At 77.3% G+C, this 17,960-nt stretch carries 19 protein-coding genes; 13 read left to right on the top strand and 6 right to left on the bottom strand.

Translation table 11 applies throughout. From position 1 onward, the window contains the following. The 3 genes from ABD343_RS18195 to ABD343_RS18205 are packed head-to-tail and all read left to right on the top strand — an operon-like array spanning position 1 to position 1,537. Complete coding sequence (locus ABD343_RS18195) at positions 1–582, top strand: ABC transporter ATP-binding protein (RefSeq protein ID WP_344529408.1); 582 nt, start codon at positions 1–3, stop codon at positions 580–582. Continuing rightward, a complete protein-coding gene (locus ABD343_RS18200; protein ID WP_344529410.1) occupies positions 501–785 on the top strand; it encodes a hypothetical protein in 285 nt (94 codons plus the stop codon). Before ABD343_RS18195 ends, ABD343_RS18200 begins: the two co-directional genes overlap by 82 nt. A gap of 53 nt (positions 786–838) precedes the next feature. Then, positions 839–1,537, top strand: a complete 699-nt coding sequence (locus ABD343_RS18205; RefSeq protein WP_344529956.1) for a SanA/YdcF family protein — start codon at positions 839–841, stop codon at positions 1,535–1,537. 85 nt (positions 1,538–1,622) lie between these two features. Here ABD343_RS18205 and ABD343_RS18210 read toward each other — a convergent pair whose 3' ends face one another. Next, the gene (locus tag ABD343_RS18210; RefSeq protein ID WP_344529412.1) at positions 1,623–2,129 is read right to left on the bottom strand and encodes a universal stress protein; all 507 of its coding nucleotides are present in this window, start codon (positions 2,127–2,129) and stop codon (positions 1,623–1,625) included. 154 nt (positions 2,130–2,283) lie between these two features. Between ABD343_RS18210 and yczR the strand changes: the two genes are divergently transcribed. From yczR to ABD343_RS18230, 4 genes are all read left to right on the top strand, one after another. Then, positions 2,284–3,762 (top strand): MocR-like transcription factor YczR, encoded by a 1,479-nt coding sequence (yczR, locus tag ABD343_RS18215; RefSeq protein ID WP_344529414.1) that lies wholly within the window; start codon positions 2,284–2,286, stop codon positions 3,760–3,762. A gap of 512 nt (positions 3,763–4,274) precedes the next feature. Beyond that, positions 4,275–5,093 (top strand): NsdA family TPR-like regulatory protein, encoded by an 819-nt coding sequence (locus ABD343_RS18220; protein WP_344529416.1) that lies wholly within the window; start codon positions 4,275–4,277, stop codon positions 5,091–5,093. Positions 5,094–5,145: 52 nt separating this feature from the next. After that, a complete protein-coding gene (locus tag ABD343_RS18225; protein WP_425578212.1) occupies positions 5,146–6,483 on the top strand; it encodes a hypothetical protein in 1,338 nt (445 codons plus the stop codon). A gap of 116 nt (positions 6,484–6,599) precedes the next feature. Further along, a complete protein-coding gene (locus ABD343_RS18230) occupies positions 6,600–7,646 on the top strand; it encodes an NAD-dependent epimerase/dehydratase family protein (RefSeq protein WP_344529418.1) in 1,047 nt (348 codons plus the stop codon). Positions 7,647–7,866: 220 nt separating this feature from the next. On the opposite strand, the gene ABD343_RS18235 is transcribed toward ABD343_RS18230, so the two are convergent. Both ABD343_RS18235 and ABD343_RS18240 read right to left on the bottom strand, forming a co-directional pair. Next, positions 7,867–8,985: a sensor histidine kinase gene (locus tag ABD343_RS18235; RefSeq protein WP_344529420.1), complete on the bottom strand. Its 1,119-nt coding sequence runs from the start codon at positions 8,983–8,985 to the stop codon at positions 7,867–7,869. After that, on the bottom strand, positions 8,978–9,826 hold the full coding sequence (locus ABD343_RS18240) for a response regulator (protein WP_344529422.1): 849 nt from the start codon (positions 9,824–9,826) through the stop codon (positions 8,978–8,980). The genes ABD343_RS18235 and ABD343_RS18240 overlap by 8 nt, the downstream gene beginning before the upstream one ends. 122 nt (positions 9,827–9,948) lie before the next feature. Here ABD343_RS18240 and ABD343_RS18245 point away from each other — a divergent pair, with 122 nt between their 5' ends. Further along, a complete protein-coding gene (locus tag ABD343_RS18245) occupies positions 9,949–10,683 on the top strand; it encodes a glycosyltransferase family 2 protein (protein WP_344529424.1) in 735 nt (244 codons plus the stop codon). After that, positions 10,680–11,300, top strand: a complete 621-nt coding sequence (locus ABD343_RS18250; protein WP_344529426.1) for a TIGR04282 family arsenosugar biosynthesis glycosyltransferase — start codon at positions 10,680–10,682, stop codon at positions 11,298–11,300. Before ABD343_RS18245 ends, ABD343_RS18250 begins: the two co-directional genes overlap by 4 nt. A gap of 163 nt (positions 11,301–11,463) precedes the next feature. Here ABD343_RS18250 and ABD343_RS18255 read toward each other — a convergent pair whose 3' ends face one another. Together ABD343_RS18255 and ABD343_RS18260 are read right to left on the bottom strand one after the other, a co-directional pair. After that, positions 11,464–11,886, bottom strand: coding sequence for a hypothetical protein (locus tag ABD343_RS18255; RefSeq protein WP_344529428.1), 423 nt, complete (start codon positions 11,884–11,886; stop codon positions 11,464–11,466). Then, a complete protein-coding gene (locus tag ABD343_RS18260) occupies positions 11,883–13,049 on the bottom strand; it encodes a molybdopterin-dependent oxidoreductase (RefSeq protein ID WP_344529430.1) in 1,167 nt (388 codons plus the stop codon). Before ABD343_RS18260 ends, ABD343_RS18255 begins: the two co-directional genes overlap by 4 nt. A gap of 208 nt (positions 13,050–13,257) precedes the next feature. Here ABD343_RS18260 and ABD343_RS18265 point away from each other — a divergent pair, with 208 nt between their 5' ends. From ABD343_RS18265 to ABD343_RS18280, 4 genes are all read left to right on the top strand, one after another. Continuing rightward, positions 13,258–13,908: a methyltransferase domain-containing protein gene (locus ABD343_RS18265; protein ID WP_344529432.1), complete on the top strand. Its 651-nt coding sequence runs from the start codon at positions 13,258–13,260 to the stop codon at positions 13,906–13,908. A gap of 171 nt (positions 13,909–14,079) precedes the next feature. After that, positions 14,080–14,394 carry a DUF3040 domain-containing protein gene (locus ABD343_RS18270; protein ID WP_344529433.1) on the top strand — a complete coding sequence of 105 codons (315 nt, stop codon included), beginning with the start codon at positions 14,080–14,082 and terminating at the stop codon, positions 14,392–14,394. 67 nt (positions 14,395–14,461) lie between these two features. Beyond that, positions 14,462–15,523, top strand: a complete 1,062-nt coding sequence (locus ABD343_RS18275; protein WP_344529434.1) for an SDR family oxidoreductase — start codon at positions 14,462–14,464, stop codon at positions 15,521–15,523. Positions 15,524–15,556: 33 nt separating this feature from the next. Beyond that, positions 15,557–16,069 carry a hypothetical protein gene (locus ABD343_RS18280; RefSeq protein WP_344529436.1) on the top strand — a complete coding sequence of 171 codons (513 nt, stop codon included), beginning with the start codon at positions 15,557–15,559 and terminating at the stop codon, positions 16,067–16,069. Positions 16,070–16,111: 42 nt separating this feature from the next. Here ABD343_RS18280 and ABD343_RS18285 read toward each other — a convergent pair whose 3' ends face one another. Next, entirely contained in the window at positions 16,112–17,902 is a 1,791-nt protein-coding gene (locus ABD343_RS18285) for a glycoside hydrolase family 15 protein (protein WP_344529437.1), read from the bottom strand. Between the last annotated feature and the right edge of the window lie 58 nt (positions 17,903–17,960).

Here is a 17,960-nt window from a genome sequence, read left to right on the forward strand (position 1 = left end):
GTGCCGGAGACCGAGGGCCTCGGCCACCGCTACGGAGACGGGCCGCCCGTGCTGGCGGACATCGACCTGACCGTGCCCGACGGCCAGTTGCTCGCCCTCGTCGGCCCCTCCGGCTGCGGCAAGTCCACGCTGCCGCGCTGCGTCGCGGGGCTCACCCGCCCCGCCACCGGCCGGATCGTGCTCGACGGCACGCCCGTGGACCGCGTCCCCGACCGGCTCGGCGTGGTCTTCCAGAACTACAGCCGCTCCCTCTTCCCCTGGCTCTCCGTCCGCGAGAACGTCGCCCTGCCGCTGCGCCGCCGGGGCCTCGACCGCGCCCGGCGGCACGAGGAGGCGGCGCGCATGCTGGAGCAGGTCGGCCTGGCGGGCACGGAACGGCGCCGCCCCTGGCAGCTCTCCGGCGGCATGCGGCAGCGCGTCGCGCTGGCCCGCGCGCTCGCCACGCGGCCCGCGCTGCTGCTCATGGACGAGCCTCCCCCACCGCCTGAACGGCGTGGGCGGTGCCCCCAGGCGCGCTGGACGCGCAGACCCGCGAGGACCTGGAGGACCTGCTGCTGCGGCTGCACCGCTCCGCGGGCATGACGGTCCTGTTCGTCACGCACGGCATCGACGAGAGCGTCTACGTCGGCGACCGCGTCGTCGTCCTCGCCCCGGGCCCCGGACGCGTCCACGCCGACCTGCCCGTCACGCTCCCCGCCGAGCGCGACCAGATCGGCACCCGCGGCCTCCCCGCCTTCACCGCGCTCCGGACCGAGGCCGGCCGCGCGGTCCGGCCGAAGGGCTGACCGCCGCCGTCCCGCCCGCAACCGCTCGTACGCGCGTACGCGTGACTGCACACATGCCGCTGTACGACGCCCTGCGCGCCCTGCGTCCGACCCGCCTCGTCCCCCGCACCCGGCGGGGCAGACGCCGGGCCGTCCGGGCCGTGGTGGCGCTGTGCGTGCTCGCGCTGCTCCCCGCGACCTGGCTCCGGCTCACGACGGACGACCGGCTCGCCCGTACGGCGGCGGACGCGCCCTCCGCGCCCGTCGCGCTCGTCTTCGGCGCGGGCCTGTGGGACGGCGAGCCCTCCCCGTACCTCGCTCACCGCCTCGACACGGCGGCCGAGCTGTACGCGCGCGGCAAGGTCCGTGCGGTCCTCGTCTCCGGCGACAACAGCCGCGAGGAGTACGACGAGCCCTCCGCGATGCGCCGCTACCTCGCCGCGCACGGCGTGCCCGCGCGCCATGTCGTCGCCGACTACGCGGGGTTCGACACCTGGGACTCGTGCAGCCGCGCCCGCCGCGTCTTCGGGGTGCGCCACGCGCTGCTGGTCAGTCAGGACTTCCACATCCGCAGGGCCGCCGCGCTGTGCCGCTCCGCGGGCATCGCCTCGCACGGCGTCCCGGTCCCCGAGCCCCGCGACGCGACCTGGTACGCCGCCTCCCTCCGCGAACTCCCCGGCGCCACGAAGGCCGCCCTGGAGTCCGCCTTCACCCCGGACCCCCACTTCCTGGGCCCGGAGGAGAAGGGCGTGGCCCGGGCCCTGACCGACTGACACAGGGCACCAACTGAGGGGCGCGGGGAACTGCGCGATCAGCCACGACACACCCGCGGCCCGCGACGCGCAGCGAGAGGCACTCTCAGCCCGGCCCCCCGCGCGGTCCAGCCACGAAGTCGGCGGCCGAGACACGCCGCAGGGCGCGCCGTACCCGTCGCGGCTCCGCCGGGGCGGGGACCGTGAGGACGGGGACGCGCGCGTGGGCGAGAACGTACCGACGGACCCGCCCGGCACGGGCGCCCAGCACCAGACGGTCCTCCGGCTCGGAGGCCGCGGCGCACAGGGCGGGGCCCGGCCGGTCGCGGACCACGCGGCGTTCGACGGCCGGCACCCCCGGCGGCGTACCGCCGAACGCCTCGTCGAAGGCCCGGTCGAGCCGCGCCCGCGCCTCGTCCCGCCAGTGCCGGAGCCAGGCGCGGTCCGGGCGGCGCAGGTACGCGCGTTCGCCCTCGGGCGGTGCCCAGGCGGTCACCGCGACGAGCGTCGCGCCGCGTTGCCGGGCCTCCCGCGCGGCGGCCCGCAGCGCGGCGAGGCTCGCGAGCGAGCCGCTGACTCCGACGACGACGCGTGCGGAACCCGGTCCCCGCATGCCGTACCTCCCCTTCCGTTCCCGTCCGCCCGTGCCCTCCCCGTCGAGGGTCCGCGCGGAGGTCTCCTCTCCGTCGTTCCGGGCCAAACCCGGTGGTGCGAGGAGTCTGTAGGCTGATTGGCCTGGATGACAGGGCCAATACGGGAGAGTTGGCATGGCTGAAATGCGGATGGTCCACTCTGTGGACAGGACGGCGGTCGGCGCGGAGACACTCGCCCGGCTCGTCTCCCGTACGGCCGGGACGCACCCCGGATACCGCGCCCTGGCGCGGGGCGTACGGACGCTGCTCCTCGACGGGCGGGTTCCCCTCCGCACCCGGCTCCCGGCCGAGCGCGAGCTGGCGGGGGCGCTGGGCGTCTCCCGGGCCACGGTCACCGCGGCGTACGACCTGCTGCGCGAGGGGGGTTACGCGCTCAGCCGCCGCGGCGCGGGCACGTGGACGGCGCTGCCGCAGGGCGGACGTCCGGCGAACGTGGCCTCGTTCCCCGCCGACGACTGCACCCTCGACCTGGCGATCGCCGCGCCGGGCGCGCCGGAGAGCGAGCTGCTCGACGCGTACGCGGACGCGGGCCGCGCGCTGCCCCGTTACGCCTCGGCGCCCGGCTACCACCCGTACGGCCTGCCGGAGCTGCGCGCCGCCGTCGCCGAACGGTTCACCCGCCGGGGGCTCGCCACCCGGCCGGAACAGATCCTGATCACCACGGGCGCGCAGCAGGCGCTCTCGCTCGCCCTGTCGCTGCTGGGCCGCCCCGGCGACCGGGTGCTGGTCGAGAACCCGTCGTACCCCAACGCGCTCGACGCGCTGCGCCGCGCCGGGCTGCGCACCGTGCCGGTGCCGGTCACCGACTGCGGCTGGGACACCGAGCTGATCACCTCGGCGCTGCGGCAGTCGGCGCCGCGCGCCGCGTACCTCGTCCCGGACTTCCAGAATCCGACCGGGGCGCTGATGCCGCACGAGGACCGGGTGCGGATCGCGGAGACCGCGCGGGACACCGGCACCTGGCTGGTGATCGACGAGACGGTCTCGGACATCGCGCTCGACGTGCCCGCTCCCCCGCCGTTCGCCTCGGCCGTCCCGCCCGGCACGGGCGAACAGCTCGTGACGGTCGGCTCGTTGAGCAAGACCCACTGGGGCGGGCTGCGCGTCGGCTGGATCCGTACGGGCTGCTCGCAGCTCGTGACGGAGCTGGCGACGGCCCGCGTGCCCGCGGACATGGCGAACCCCGTCATCGACCAGTTGGTCGGCCTCGGCCTGCTGGAGCGCGAGACCGAGGTGCTGCGGCGGCGCCTCCCGGCCCTGCGCGCCCAGCGCGACGCCCTGACCGCTGCCCTCTCCCGCCACCTCCCGGAGTGGCGCTGGCGCACGCCGCCCGGCGGCCTCTCGCTCTGGGTGGACCTCGGCAGGCCCGTCGCGTCGGCGCTGGCGCGCGCGGCGCTGCGGCAGGGCGTACGGATCGAGGGCGGCGCCCGCTTCGGCGTGGATCCGGGCACGCACGAGCACCGGCTGCGGATCCCGTTCACGCTGCGGCCCGAGGACATCGAGGAGGCCGCCGCCCGCCTGGCCACCGCCTTCGCCGGCGGCCTCACGGACGACGAGACCCCGGGCCCGGGACGGCGACCTTGGGTGGCATGACCGGACGCGACGACCGGTCTCCCCTTCCCTGCGCCCCCGGCCCCCGGACCCCGGCACGGCGCGTGGCCGCCGACGCCGGGCAGACCGGACGGGAACCTGGCACGGGCCACCGCCACTCACGCCCCGCGCGCCGGGGCACCGGCGACACCCCGGGCTCCAGGAGCGCCCGTGGCCGCTGAGGGCGCCGCCGTACGGGACTTCGCCGCCGGCGATGCCGGACACAGTGTGTGGGGCCCCGCACGCGCCACGGGCCCGAGGCCCGGCGCACAGCCCCCGGTCGGCCCCGGACTCCGTGACCGGAACCCCGGACCCGGGCAGCGCGTCCGGTCCGTGCGCCCGGACGCCGGGCACGGCGGACACGTCCCCGCACGGACCCCGGGCATCGAGGACGCCCCCGCGCCGGCCCCGTGGCTGGACGTCGACGGCGCACGTGCTCTCGTCCGGCACCTGGTCGCGCTCGACGCGCGGGACGGTGCGGCGGTCGCGCTTCCCGCCGTGCGGGAGGCGCTGCGGTGGCTCGCCGGCGGCGCCGGGGGGTCGGGGGCGGCGACCGGCTCGCGGCGTTCGCGGAGCTGTACGGGGTGGTCGGCTGGGTCCTCTTCGACGCGGGCCTCCCCGCCCCGGCCGCGCGGGCGAACGCGCGGGCGCTGGGCCTCGCCGAGCGGTGCGGGGACCGGGGAACGGCACGGCTCGTCCTGCTCAACCACAGCATGCTGCTGACCCACGTCGACCGGCCGCGCGCGGCCCTGGAGGCGGCGCACCGGGCCGCCGCCGGGCCCCGCGCGCTCCCGCCGCGCGTCGCGAGCCTCGTCCTGCTGCGTCGGGCGCACGCGGTGGCCCGGCTCGGCGGGGAGCGGGACGCGACGGCGCTGGCGGCACGTGCCCGTACGGCCTTCCTGGACGGCGTCTCGGCGCGCGACCCGCACTGGGCCTGGTGGATCGACGAGCCCGAACTCCTCGGTCACCTGGGCTGGGTGCACGCGCGCCTCGGGCACCGGGACCGCGCGCTGGCGCCGCTGCGGGCGGCGGTGGCCGCGCCCGGCCCGTCCTACCGGCACCTGTTCGCGGCCGGACTCCTCGCCACCGCGGCCCGCGCGGGCGCGTGGACCGACGCCGCGCGGCTCGCCGCGGAGCCGGCCGTGACGGCCGCGTCGACCGGCTCCACCCGTACGGCCGCGTCCCTCACGGCGACGGCGCTCCACCTGCGCGACCGCGCCCCCGCACCGCCGTACGCGCGGGAAGCGGCCGCGCACCTCCTGGAGTCCCTGCCGCCCGGAAGTCCTTGGTCCTCGGTCACCGGTCCCGGCCCTCCGGACATGACGGAAGTCTGACGTCCGCCGCGCCGTCCCCCGCGCGGTGCCGGACGCGCCCTACGGTTCCCGGGTGAACGCCGAGGGACGCCCCGACCGCCGCCGGAACCGTGACCTGTACGCCGTCGCCGCCGCGACCGCGCTCGTGGCCGCGGCCGTCGTCGCCGGGCACGCGATCGAACGCGCGGACGGCAGCCTGCGGGTGGGCTGGCCGCCGCTGTACGCGCGGTGGGAGCCGCACTGGGGGCCGGGCACCCCGGCCGCCGTCCTCGTCGCCGCGGCGGTGATCGCGTACGGGCCGCCGCTCGCCGACCGGCTCCCGCGGCGCGCGCTGCCCCTGGTCGGCTGGGCGGCCTCCGCCGCCTGGATCTTCTCGCTCGCGCTGGTCGACGGCTGGCGACGCGGCTTCGCGGGGCGGCTCACCACGAAGTACGAGTACCTCACGGTGATGGACCGCTTCGGCGACGTCCCGGCGGCCCTGCGCGGCTTCACCGGCCACATCCTCATGGACGCGCCGGACAACTGGCCCGCCCATGTGGCCGGGCACCCGCCCGGCGCCACGCTGACGTTCGTGGCGCTCGACCGGATCGGCCTCGGCGGGGGCGCCTGGGCCGCGGCCTGGTGCGTGGTGACCGGTGCCTCGGCCGTCGCCGCCGTCCTGCTCGCCCTGCGGTGGCTGGCGAGCGAGGAGTGCGCGCGGCGTGCCGCGCCGTTCCTCGTCCTGGCACCCGCCGCGGTCTGGGTGGGCGTCTCCGCCGACGGGTACTTCGCCGCGGTCGCCGCCTGGGCCGTCGCGCTGCTCGCGTACGCGGCGTCCCGCACCGGACGCCTCTCCCTCATCGCGGCGCTCGGCGCGGGTCTGCTGGCCGGCTGGCTGTGCTACCTCTCCTACGGGCTGGGCCTCTTCGCGCTCGTCGGCGCCGGGGTGCTGCTCGCGGCCCGTACGGTCCGGCCGCTGCCTCTCGTCGCCGCGGGGGCGCTCGTGGTGCCCGCCGTCTTCACCGGGCTGGGCTTCGACTGGTGGGAGGGGTACCGACTGCTGGTCGAGCGCTACTACCAGGGGGCGGCGCGCATCCGGCCGTACGGGTACTGGGTCTGGGCCAACCTCGCCTGCACGGCGCTCGTCATCGGCCCCGCGTGCGTGGCGGGGCTCCGCCGCGCGCTGCCCTCCGTACGGGACGGCGGGGCGCGGCGGGCCGTCGCGCTGCTCGTCGCCGCCGCGCTGGCCGCCGTCGTCGTGGCCGACGTCTCGGGCATGAGCAAGGCCGAGACGGAACGCATCTGGCTGCCCTTCGCCCTCTGGCTGCTCCCTGCCGCGGCCTTCCTCCCCGACCGGGCCCGCCGCCCGTGGCTCGCCGCCCAGGCGGCGGTGGCTCTCGTCCTCAACCACGCGCTGGTCACCGGCTGGTGACCGTCCCCGGGCCCGGGGCCGGGGGCCGGGTCCTCAGCCCGATCCGGGTCTTACGGAACGCGGACGTCGTACGCGTGTCGGTCCCGTCCGGGGGCGCGGCGTCCTAGCGTCGGCGCATGCGCGTACTCGTCACCGGCGGAGCCGGGTTCATCGGCTCCCACATCGTCCGCACACTCGTCTCCTGGGGGCACGAACCGCTCGTGCTCGACGCGCTGCGGCCCGGCGCCCACACGGCGGGGCCCCCTTCCCTCCCGGAGGGGGTGCCCTGCGTCCGCGCGGACGTACGGGACGAGCAGCGGGTCCGTAAGGCCCTGCGCGGCGTGGACGCCGTGTGCCACCAGGCCGCGAAGGTCGGCCTCGGCGAGGGCGTCGCCGACGCGCCCGACTACGTCGGCTGCAACGACCTCGGCACCGCCGTCCTGCTCGCCGCGATGGCCGAGACGGGCGTACGGCGGCTGGCGCTCGCGGGATCGATGGTGGTGTACGGCGAGGGACGGTACGACTGCCCGCGCCACGGCACCGTACGCCCGGGGCCGCGCGCCGAACGGGACCTCGCGGCGGGGCGGTTCGAGCCCCGGTGCCCGCGCTGCGGACAGGACCTGGTCCCCGGCCTCGTCGGCGAGGACGCCCCCGCCGACCCCCGCAACGTCTACGCGACCACGAAACTGGCCCAGGAGCACCTCGCCGCCGCCTGGGCCCGCGCGACCGGCGGCCGGGCGGTGTCGCTGCGCTACCACAACGTGTACGGCCCGGGGATGCCCCGCGACACCCCGTACGCGGGCGTCGCCGCGCTCTTCCGCTCGGCGCTGGCCCGGGGCGAGGCACCCCGGGTGTTCGAGGACGGCGGCCAGCGGCGGGACTTCGTCCACGTACGGGACGTGGCGGCGGCCAACGCGCTGGTCCTGGGAGCCCTGGACGAGCGGGAGCGGGGCGGCTTCGCCGCGTACAACACGGGGAGCGGCGAGCCCCGCACCGTCGGCGACCTGGCCCGCGCCCTGGCCACGGCCCACGGGGGCCCGGCGCCGGTGGTGACCGGCGAGTTCAGGCTCGGCGACGTCCGCCATGTGACGGCGGACTCGGGGCTGCTGCGCTCCCGCCTCGGCTGGAAGGCGGAGGTCTCCTTCGAGGAGGGGATGAGGGAGTTCGCGGCGCGAACGGAATAGCGGGGCCGTGCCGGTCCTGCCCCTCGCGTCGCATCGCGGACCGCGGCCCGCGTCGTGGTCGCTCGCGCAGTTCCCCGCGCCCCTGACGGGGCGCACCCGTGACGCCCCGAAGGGGCAGCTTCAGGGGCGCGGGGAACTGCGCGGCCAGCCACGACGCACCCGCAGCCTGCCACGCGCGGCAAGGGGCAGCCGGGGCGCAGCCCCACCGCTCCGGGGACGTCTACGGACGAGCCGTGGACAAGGGGAGCGTGACCTCGAAACGGCAGCCTCCGGCGACGTTGCGTACGTCCGCGCGGCCCGCGTGGGCCTCGACGATGCCGCGCACGATCGCCAGGCCGAGCCCCGCGCCCGCGGGCGGCGTCCGGGCGCGGCTGCCGCGCCAGCCGGTGTCGAAGACCCGCGTCAGGTCCTCGTCGGGGATGCCGCCGCAGGCGTCCGTGACGGACAGGACGACCGTATCGGCGCGGCGTTCGGCGGCGACGGCCACGGTGCCGTCGGCGGGGGTGTGACGGATGGCGTTGACGAGGAGGTTGGCCAGCACCCGGGTCATCTCCACCGCGTCCACCTCGACCGGCGCGGCGTCGAGGGGGCCGTCGGCGAGGCGGACGCCGTGCTCGCGGGCGAGCGGCGCGGCCCCCGCCAGCGCGTCGCCGACCAGGTCGTAGACGCTGACGCGGGAGCGGCTGAGGGGCAGCGTTCCGGCGTGGACACGGGAGAGTTCGAAGAGATCGCCGACCATTCCGTTGAGCCGCTCGATCTCGGTCCGGATCTGCCGGTGGTAGCGGTCGGGGTCGTCGGCCACGCCGTCCTCCAGCGCCTCGGACATGGCCCTGAGCCCGGCCAGCGGGGTGCGCAGGTCGTGCGAGATCCACGCGACCAGCTCGCGCCGCGACGCCTCCAGCGCGCGCTCGCGTTCCCGCGAGGCGGCCAGCCGCTCGCTGGTGGCGGCCAGCTCCTGGCTGAGCGCGGCGAGTTCGGCGGGCACGGGGCGGGTGGGCGCCGCGAAGGTGCCGCCCTCGCCGAAGCCGTGGGCGGCGACGGCCAGATCGCGGCAGCCCGCCACAATCTGGCGGCCCAGCAGCAGCGCCGTGACGAGCGAGACGGCGGCGGCCATCGCGACGACCGTCGTGACCACGGACAGGTCGTGCGAGGACAGGAACATCGCCCATGCCACGGCGAGCGTGCCCGCCAGCATCGCCCCGACCGCGACGGCGGCCAGTACGGCGAGCGAGGCGGCAAGGGACCGGCGCCGCAGCACCCGCAACGCCGCCGCACCCAACAGTCCGACACCGGCCGCACCGAGGAACGCGTACAGAGCAATGAGCAACACATCACGCACGCCGCCACGCCCCTTCGGGGCGGGACCCGCCGACGGGCCCGGGGCCGGACGCGGGGTCGGGGTCAGAAGTGGGTTCGGGGTCAGAAGTGGGTTCGGGGCCAGATGCGGGGTCGGGGCCAGAAGTGGGTTCGGGGTCAGAAGTGGGTTCGGGGTCGAAGCGGTAGCCGACTCCCCATACCGTCTGGATGAGGCGGGGCCGCGCGGGGTCGTCCTCGATCTTGGCGCGCAGGCGGCGCACATGGACGGTGACCGTCGACAGGTCGCCGAACTCCCAGCCCCACACCTCCCGCATGAGCCGCTCCCGGTCGCACACCTGCCCGGGGTGGCGCAGGAAGTGGACGAGGAGGTCGAACTCGCGCAGCGTCAGCGTCAGTTCGCACCCGTCCTTCACCGCGCGGCGGGCCGCGGGGTCGGCCTCCAGGTTCCCGGCGCGCAGGGGCCCCGCCCCGCGTGCGGTGACTGCCGGGTCCCGGGCGCCGCGCCGCAGCACCGCCTGCACCCGCAGGACGAGTTCGCGGGGGCTGAACGGCTTGGTGACGTAGTCGTCGGCGCCGACCTCCAGGCCGAGGATCCGCTCCTCCTCGTCGCTGCGCGCCGTGAGCATCACCACCGGCACCGGGCCCCGCGAGCGCAGCTCTCGGCAGACCCGCAGCCCGTCGACGCCGGGCAGCATCAGGTCGAGCACGACGAGGTCGGGCCAGCGCCGTTCGGCGGCGCGCAGCGCCGAGGGGCCGTCGGGCACCCGTTCGGCGGAGAAACCGGAGCGGACGAGGTAGCCCGCGACGACCTCGGACACGGTCGGGTCGTCGTCGACGACGAGGACGTGCTGCTCAGCGTGCATGCCCCCAGCGTCGCACCCGGGCACGGCGGCGGGGGCCGCTCGGGCGTTCCTCGGGGCGATGTCCGTGTTTCGTAAGGTCTCACGGCCCCGCGCGGCCCGTTCCGCTCCCTACGGTGAGTGCCGTGAACCCCGCGAATCCGTCACCCGCGCAAGCCCCTCCCCCCGTCTCCGTGGACGTCGTCCTGCCGTGCCTCGACGAGGCGGGGGCCCTGCCCTGGGTGCTGGCCCGGATCCCGCGCGGCTGGCGCGCACTCGTCGTCGACAACGGTTCGACGGACGGTTCGCCCGCGCTCGCCCGGCGCCTCGGCGCCGAGGTCGTGAGCGAGTCGCGCCGGGGCTTCGGTGCGGCCTGCCACGCCGGGCTGCTCGCCGCCGAGGCCGACGTCGTCTGCTTCTGCGACTGCGACGCCTCTCTCGACCCCGGACTGCTGGTGCCGTTCGTGGCCGAGGTCGCGGACGGCACGGCGGACCTCGTGCTCGGCCGCCGCCGTCCCGAGGCACGGGGCGCCTTCCCCGCGCACGCCCGCGCGGGGAACTGGGCCCTCGCCCGGATGCTGCGCCGCCGTACGGGGCTCCGCCTGCACGACCTGGGCCCTCTTCGCGCGGCGCGCCGCGAGGACCTGCTCGCCCTCGCCCTCACGGACCGTCGCAGCGGCTACCCCCTGCAGATGGTCGTCCGCGCCGCCGACGCGGGCTGGCGCGTACGGGAGCACGACGTGCCGTACCGGCCTCGTACGGGCAGATCGAAGGTCACCGGCACCTGGCGCGGCACCTGGCACGCGGTGCGGGACATGCGCGGCGTCCTGTCCGAACCGCCGCCGCACGCGGGGACGCGGGAACGGGGGCCGGTTCTGTGAGCACGCTGCTCGTCATCGCCAAGGAGCCGGTGCCGGGGCGGGTGAAGACCCGGCTCACCCCGCCGTTCAGCCCGGAAGAGGCGGCCCGGCTCGCGCGGGCAGCGCTCGCCGACACCCTCGCCGCCGTCGCCGCGACCCCGGCCGACCGCCGGGTCCTGGTCCTCGACGGCGCGCCCGGCCCCTGGCTGCCCGGCGGCGTGGAGGTGCTGCCGCAGGCCGCGGGCGGGCTGGACGAGCGCCTCGCGGACGCCTTCTCGCGGGTCGCGGGCCCCGCGCTGCTCATCGGCATGGACACCCCGCAGGTCACCCCGCGCCTCCTCGCCCGTGGGCTGGCCCTCGCCCGGGACGGCGCGGCCCTGGGCCCGGCCGCCGACGGCGGCTTCTGGGCCCTGGGCCTCGCGGCGCCGGATCCGTCGCTGGTGCGCGGCGTGCCGATGTCCACGGACGAAACCGGCGCGGCGCAGCGCCGCCGGCTTGTCCGTGCCGGGCTCGCGGTGGGAACGTTGCCGACCCTGCGGGACGTGGACACGGCGGCCGACGCGCGGGCGGTCGCCGCGACCGCACCCACCACCCACTTCGCCCACGCCCTCGCCGAGTCCCCCTCCGTACGGGCCTGATCCCTGACGGGGCGCACCCGTACGCCCCGAAGCGCGCCCCGTGGGGCGGCTTCAGGGGCGCGGGGAACTGCGCGCCCGGCCACGACGCGAGCCGCAGCCTGCCGAGTACGGTGAGGGGCATCCCGGAGGCAGCCCCACCACACCGGGCCCGCACAGGTCGGTCTCAGCCCCTGGCAGCCCGCACGCGGGCCGTCGCCCAGACCGCCGCTCCGGCCCACACAAGGCCCAGCACCAGGGCAAGGCCCCGCCCGTAGGCGCGCGGGAGGGCCGACGGCAGTGTCGGGTCGTGGCCCGTGCCGATCAGCAGCGGCAGCGCCACGACGAGTACGACGCCCGTCACGAACAGGGCCGCCTGGACCGGCGCCCGGGCCGGGCCCGGGACCGCGCGGACGACGAGCGCGCCCAGGCCGAGCGCCGCCGGTACGGCGAGAAGCAAGGGCCACACCAGGGACGTGGCGAGGAAGTTCCGGTAGGGGGCGAGGGCGAACTCGCCCGCGTCGACGGCGCCGTACACCCCGTACCCCAGCGCGGCCGTACCGGCCGCGACCAGGAGGCGGCGGGCCCACACCGTGCCGCCGCCGCTCATGCGGACCGCTCCACGACGAGGCGGCGCACCCATTTGGTCTGGAGGACGCCGGGCCGGTTGGGGGCGATCAGACGGCAGGGGAAGCCGTGGTCGAGGTGCAGCGGCTCGCCGTGCAGCCTCAGCGCGAGCAGCGTGAGCGGGTCGCGCGCGTGCGGCGGAGCGACGGTGGAGCTGCCGTAACGGCCGCGCCGCTGGAGGGAGTGGACCCGCACCGACGCGTCCTCGTCGCCTCCCGCCTCCGCGACCAGGTCGCGCAGCCGTACGCCGCTCCAGCGCGCCCCGGCGCTCCACCCCTCGACGCAGGTGATGGGCAGGTCCACGGTGTGCTGCGGCAGCGCGGCCAGGTCGGCGAGCGACAGGGTCCGGGTGCCGGCGGGGCCGACGAGTTCGAGCCGGAACGCGGGGTCGGTCGCGGCGCGGACGACGCCCGCGCGCACGGCGGACCGGTTCACCGGCAGGCCCTGCGGGCCCACGCGGGGGTCGCGCGGGGCGAGGACGGAGAGGTCCGCGAGCGGGCGCACGGTCTGCCCCGCCGTCGTCACCGTCACCACCCCGGCCGCGCCCGCGACCGTGGCGAGGAAGCCGCGCCGGGTCAGGCTCCGCTGCTCGCCGCGTACCGGGCGTACGCGGGCCTTCAGGGCGCGGCGGGTCAGGGGCAGTTTGACGCCGACGTGGACGAGGAGGGCGCCGACGGCGAGCCACGCCGTCCAGTAGTGCGCGGTGGTGAAGAAGAAGCCCATGGCCGGGTACCAGCGGGCGATGTTGAGGACGCCGGTGACGAGCTGGAAACTGGCCGCGGCGACCAGGACGAGCAGGCTGAGCCGTTCGGCGATCCCGCGCGCGTCCCGTACGGAGGGCCACTTGACCAGCCGGGGGACGACGGCCCACAGCTTCGCGGCGAGCAGCGGGACCGCGACGAGGCCCGTCGCGACGTGCAGGCCCTGCGTCACCCGGTAGAGGCTGACGGGGCGCGCGGGCCAGGCGAACCACCAGGGCGGGTGCTGGATCGCGTGGCTGAGGTAGCCGGTGACGAAGCAGATCCCGAAGGCGGCGCCCAGCGCCACCCCGAGCTGGCTCGTCAGGCGCGGGGTGCGCAGTCGGGAGGTGAACGCTCTGGAGAGCCGCGCCGACAGCGGGCGGCGGCCACCGGCCGGGGAGGTCATGCGCTCAAGCTAGCCGCGCGGCCCCGCCCGGAGGCTTGCGGAACCCGGACGTGCCCCTTACGGAACACGAACGCCCCTGATCAGCCCTCGATCAGCTCCCGATGAGCCCCTGTTCAGCGCGGAGGGTCCGGCGCGGGCCGGAGGGCGTTCGTGTTCCGTAAGGCGCTCGGGCCTCCTGGAGCCCGGCGTCACGGCCTACGGTGCTGCCGTGATCGACACGGATCTCCCCTTCTCCCCCGCCCTGCGTCCCCGCCCCGGCACGCTCTTCCTGCGCTGCGCGGACGGCCGTCTGCTGCCGCTGGACGCGGACCGCTGGCACGCCGCGCCCGACGCCGCCGACACCACGGTGCTGCGGCGCTGCCGGGGCGCGGTCCTCGACGTCGGCTGCGGCCCCGGGCGGATGGTGGGCGGGCTGGCGGCGCTGGGCCTCCGGACGCTCGGCATCGACGTCAGCGGGGCGGCCGTCGACGGCACGGTCGAGCGGGGCGGCAGCGCGCTGCGCCGCTCCGTCTTCGACCCGCTGCCGGGCGAGGGGCGCTGGGGCACGCTGCTGCTGATGGACGGCAACATCGGCATCGGCGGCGACCCGTACGGGCTGCTGCGCCGCCTGGCCGAACTCGCCGCTCCCGACGGCGTCCTGCTCGCCGAGACGGAGACGGCCGAAGCCGACGAGCGCCTCACCGTACGGGTGCACGACGGCCGTTCGGCCCACGGCCCGCCCTTCCCCTGGGCCCGCGTGGGCCCCGGGGCCCTCCGGCGCCATGCCGCCCGGGCGGGCTGGCGGGTCACCGGGGAGTGGCGGTCGGGCGGGCGCGCGTTCACGGAACTGCGCCGCACGCCCGGTCCGTCCGGCTCCTAGCGAGGAGCGCGCCGCCTCCGGCGAGGAGCGCGCCGCCTCCCGGAGCGAGCAGCGCCCCGTCTCCCGGCGAGCAGCCCGGGGGCGCGGGTCTCCCGCCCGGCACCGGTTCCGTTAGGTGCCCCGGGTGCGGGGCACCCGGCCGCCGGCACAGGGAGTCCGGGAGGTGGCGAGGTGTCCGGCGAGCTGTCCGACCGCGAACGGCGCGTGCTCGACGAGGTGGAGGAGGCGCTGCGGCGCGACCGGAGACTCAGCCGGCGCGTGGGACGGTGGCGCCGCAGGCAGCGGCTGCGGCGGATGCGGCCCCCGTGGACGGTGACGTATCTGCCGCGCGCCCGGACGCTCGTCCTGCTCAACGGGGTCACCGTGGTCCTCCTCGCGGTGGGGATCGGCACCGGCGCCACGGGGGTCGTCTGGGCGTTCTCCGTCGTGTGGCCGCTCGCGCTGCTGGCCGTGCTGCGGCGGCTGTGCCGGTGGTACCGGCCGTGAACGCGCGCCCGGCGGTGCCCCGTCGCCCCGCCTGTTTGCCGCGTGCGGGCGGGGACACCCGGCGGTGATGAGGATCAGGAACCGGGGACGCAGGGTGGTCGTCGTGACGGGCGCGAGCGCCGGGGTGGGGCGGGCGGCGGCCCGCGCCTTCGGGGCGCGCGGCGATGCCGTCGCGCTGCTGGCGCGCGGCGAGGAGGGGCTGGAGCGGGCCACGGCGGAGGTGCGGGACGCCGGAGGAGAGGCGCTGCCGCTCCCCGTCGACGTCGCCGACGCGGCGGCCGTGGACGAGGCCGCCGCCCGCGCGGAACGGGAGCTGGGCCCGCTCGACGTCTGGGTCAACGCGGCCTTCTCCACGGTCTTCTCGCCGGTGTCCGAGGCGACGCCCGAGGAGTTCCGCAGGACAGCAGAGGTCACGTACCTCGGTACCGTGCACGGGACCATGGCCGCGCTGCGGCGGATGCTGCCCCGCGACCGGGGCACGGTCGTGCAGGCCGGTTCGGCGCTGGCCTACCGGGGGGTGCCGCTCCAGGCCGCGTACTGCGCGGCCAAGCACGCCGTCCAGGGCTTCCACGAGTCGCTGCGCTGCGAGCTGCTGCACGAGCGCAGCCGCGTACGAACGACGATGGTCCAGCTCCCGGGCCTGGACACGCCCCAGTTCGGCTGGGTCCGCAACCACCTGCCGCGCGTCCCGCGCCCCGTGCCGCCGGTGTACGCGCCCGAGGTGGCGGCGCGCGCCCTGGTATTCGCCGCCGACCACCCCCGGCGGCGCGAGTTCTGGATCGGGGGTTCGACCGTGGCGACGCTGCTGGGCGACAGGTTCGCGCCCGGACTGCTCGACCGCTACCTGGCCCGTACGGGATACGGCACGCAGCAGACCGACGCCGTCCCCTCGCCCGCGCAGCGCGAGGGCAATCTGTGGCGCCCCGCGGACGCGGAGCCCGGCCAGGACCACGGGGCGCACGGCGCGTTCGGCGGCGAGGCCCACCGCCACGGCGCCCAGCCCCTGGCCTCGCGGCACCACGCGCTGCTGGCCGTCGCCGCGTGCGGGGCCGCGGGCGGAGCGGCGGTGGGCGGACGCGCGCTCGTACGCGGACTCCTCCGGCGGCGGGCGGCCGTCCACCCCGGTTGACGCTTCCCCCGGCGCGCTCCCTAGGTTGGCCCAATGGGTCTCTTCGACAAGCTCACCGGAACCATGCGCCCCGCCGCGGGGACCGAGCCGCGCCCCATCGACGACGTGCTCGACGCGCTGCTGGAGCTGAACGGGCCGGACGTGCCCTACCTCGTGCGCGAGGGCACCGTCGCCGAGGGCGCCGATCTGGTCGCCGAGTGGCGGATCGAGGACCCGGCCTGGCACACGTTCTTCGCCCGCAGGCAGCTCACCCGGACCCTCAGGACCCGGATGCGGCTGGTGCCGGAGCGCCACGAGGTGCGCGCGCTCGACGAGCAGTGGAAGGTCACCTGGGTCGGTGACACGCCCCGGCTGTCGCGCACGCGGGAGTACGGCCGCGGGCCCTCCACGACGATCTCCCGGGAGTGGACGATCGGGCGGGGCGCGAGCGGGCGCCTGGAGGCGACCGAGGTGCACCGCTTCGACTCCCGGGAGATGCGGGACCCGCTGCGGAACACGGTCCTCGACGCCGGGTGGGCCTGGCGCGGAGTGATCCTCGGCCTCTGAACCCGGCCGGTCCGGAGCGCCCTCACCCCGCCGCGAGCACGCTCACCCCGCCGCGAGCGCCGCCGACGCCTCCAGGAGCGCGGCGTGGACGAAGGCCTGCGGCAAGTTGCCGCGCAACTGCCGCTGCCCCACGTCGTACTCCTCCGCGAACAGCCCCGGCGTCCCGTACGCCGCGCGCCCGCGCTCGAACCAGCGGGCCGCGCCGACCGGGTCGCCCTCGCGGCGCGCTGCCATCGCCATCGTGAACCCGCACAGCAGGAACGCCCCTTCGTCCTCGCCGAGGGGCCGGGGGCCGTGCCGGAACCGGTAGACGAAGCCGTCCTCGGACAGCTCACGGGCGATCAGCTCCCGGGTCGGGCCCACGCTCGGGTCGCCGGGCGGCAGGCCGCCGCGCGCCAGCGGCGCGAGCAGCCCGGCGTCCGGGCCCGGATCGTCCTCGGCCCGGCCCCACGCGCCGTCGGGCCGCAGACAGCGGCGGCGGGTCTCGCGGAGGATCGCCTCGGCCAGCTCCGTCCACGCGGGCACGGCGGTCCCCGCCACGTCGCGGGCGACCGCGCGCAGCCCCGTGACCACGCTGAGCCGGGAGTGCGTCCACCAGCGCTCCTCCACCTCCCACAGGCCCGCGTCGGGCCGCGTCCACCGGTGCCGCACGGCATCGACGGCCACCTGGACGGCGCGCCGCGCGTCGTCGTCGAGCCGCCCGTGCCGGGCCGCCGCGGCGAAGAGCTGGAGGACCTCCCCGAAGGTGTCGAGCTGGAACTGCCGGGCGGCCAGGTTGCCGGTGCGGTCGCCGCCGCCCGGATAGCCGGGCAGGCCCAGGTGGCGTTCGCCGGGCACGGCGCCGCCCTCGACGGTGTACGCGGGGTGCAGCGCGTCGCCGTCCGCCAGGATCCGGTCGGTGGCGAAGCGGACGGCGGAGTCGAGCAGGGGGTGCGGGCCGTGCGCGGCGACGGCGAGGCCCGCGTAGGCCTGGTCGCGGAGCCAGACGTAGCGGTAGTCGTAGTTCCGCCCGGCGCGGGCGCGTTCGGGCAGGGACGTGGTGGCCGCGGCGACCATGCCGCCGGCGCGGCTCGTCAGCCCGTTCAGCACGGCGTACGCGTGCCGCACGTCCTTGGCGCCCGGGAGACCGTCGGGGAGGCCCGCGCTCCCGGGCACGCGGGAGCGCCACCACTCCTCGGTGGCGCGCCAGAGCGCCGCCGCGTCCAGCGGCTCCCGGGGGTCGTACGGGGCGTCCCCGGCGCGCAGTTCCAGGACGAGGTCGTGCTCCGCGCCCTCCGGCAGGACGAGGCGCGTGCGCAGCCCGCCGTCCGGCGCCGCGACCGCGTCCGGCGCCCCCGACCAGCGGAACCGCACGCCGCCGCTCTCCCCGTGCCAGACCCCGCCGTCCCGGCGCGGCCGGGGCGCGGGCGCGCGGCCGAAGCCGGGGCGTACGTCCAGCCGGACCCGCAGCGCCGCGCGGCCCTCCACCGCGCGGACGCGGCGCAGCAGCACGGCGCGGTCCCCGTCGGCGGGCGCGGCCAGCGCCTCCCGGCACTCGACGATCGCGCCGCCCGTCGCACCGCCGGTCACCCAGCGGGAGACGTGGACGAGGGTGCCGTCCTCGTAGAAGCCGCCCCAGACGTGGCGGTGGTCGTCGGGGCGTACGACGTAGGCCCCGGGGCCGCCGAGCAGGGCGGCGAACACCGCGTCGTCGTGCCACCGGGGCACGCACATCCAGACGACCTCGCCGCGCGGTCCGACGAGGGCGCCGCGCTCGCCGTCGCCCAGGAAGGCGTAGTCGCGCAGGGCCCACGGCCCGGGGAGCGCGTCGTCCTCGTCCGGCACTGCGGCCACCTCCGTCCCTCGCGGCGTACGGATCACCCCTGGCGTACGGGTCACACCCGGGGCCCGT

Source organism: Streptomyces albiaxialis (assembly GCF_039530985.1).
Taxonomy (GTDB): domain Bacteria; phylum Actinomycetota; class Actinomycetes; order Streptomycetales; family Streptomycetaceae; genus Streptomyces; species Streptomyces albiaxialis.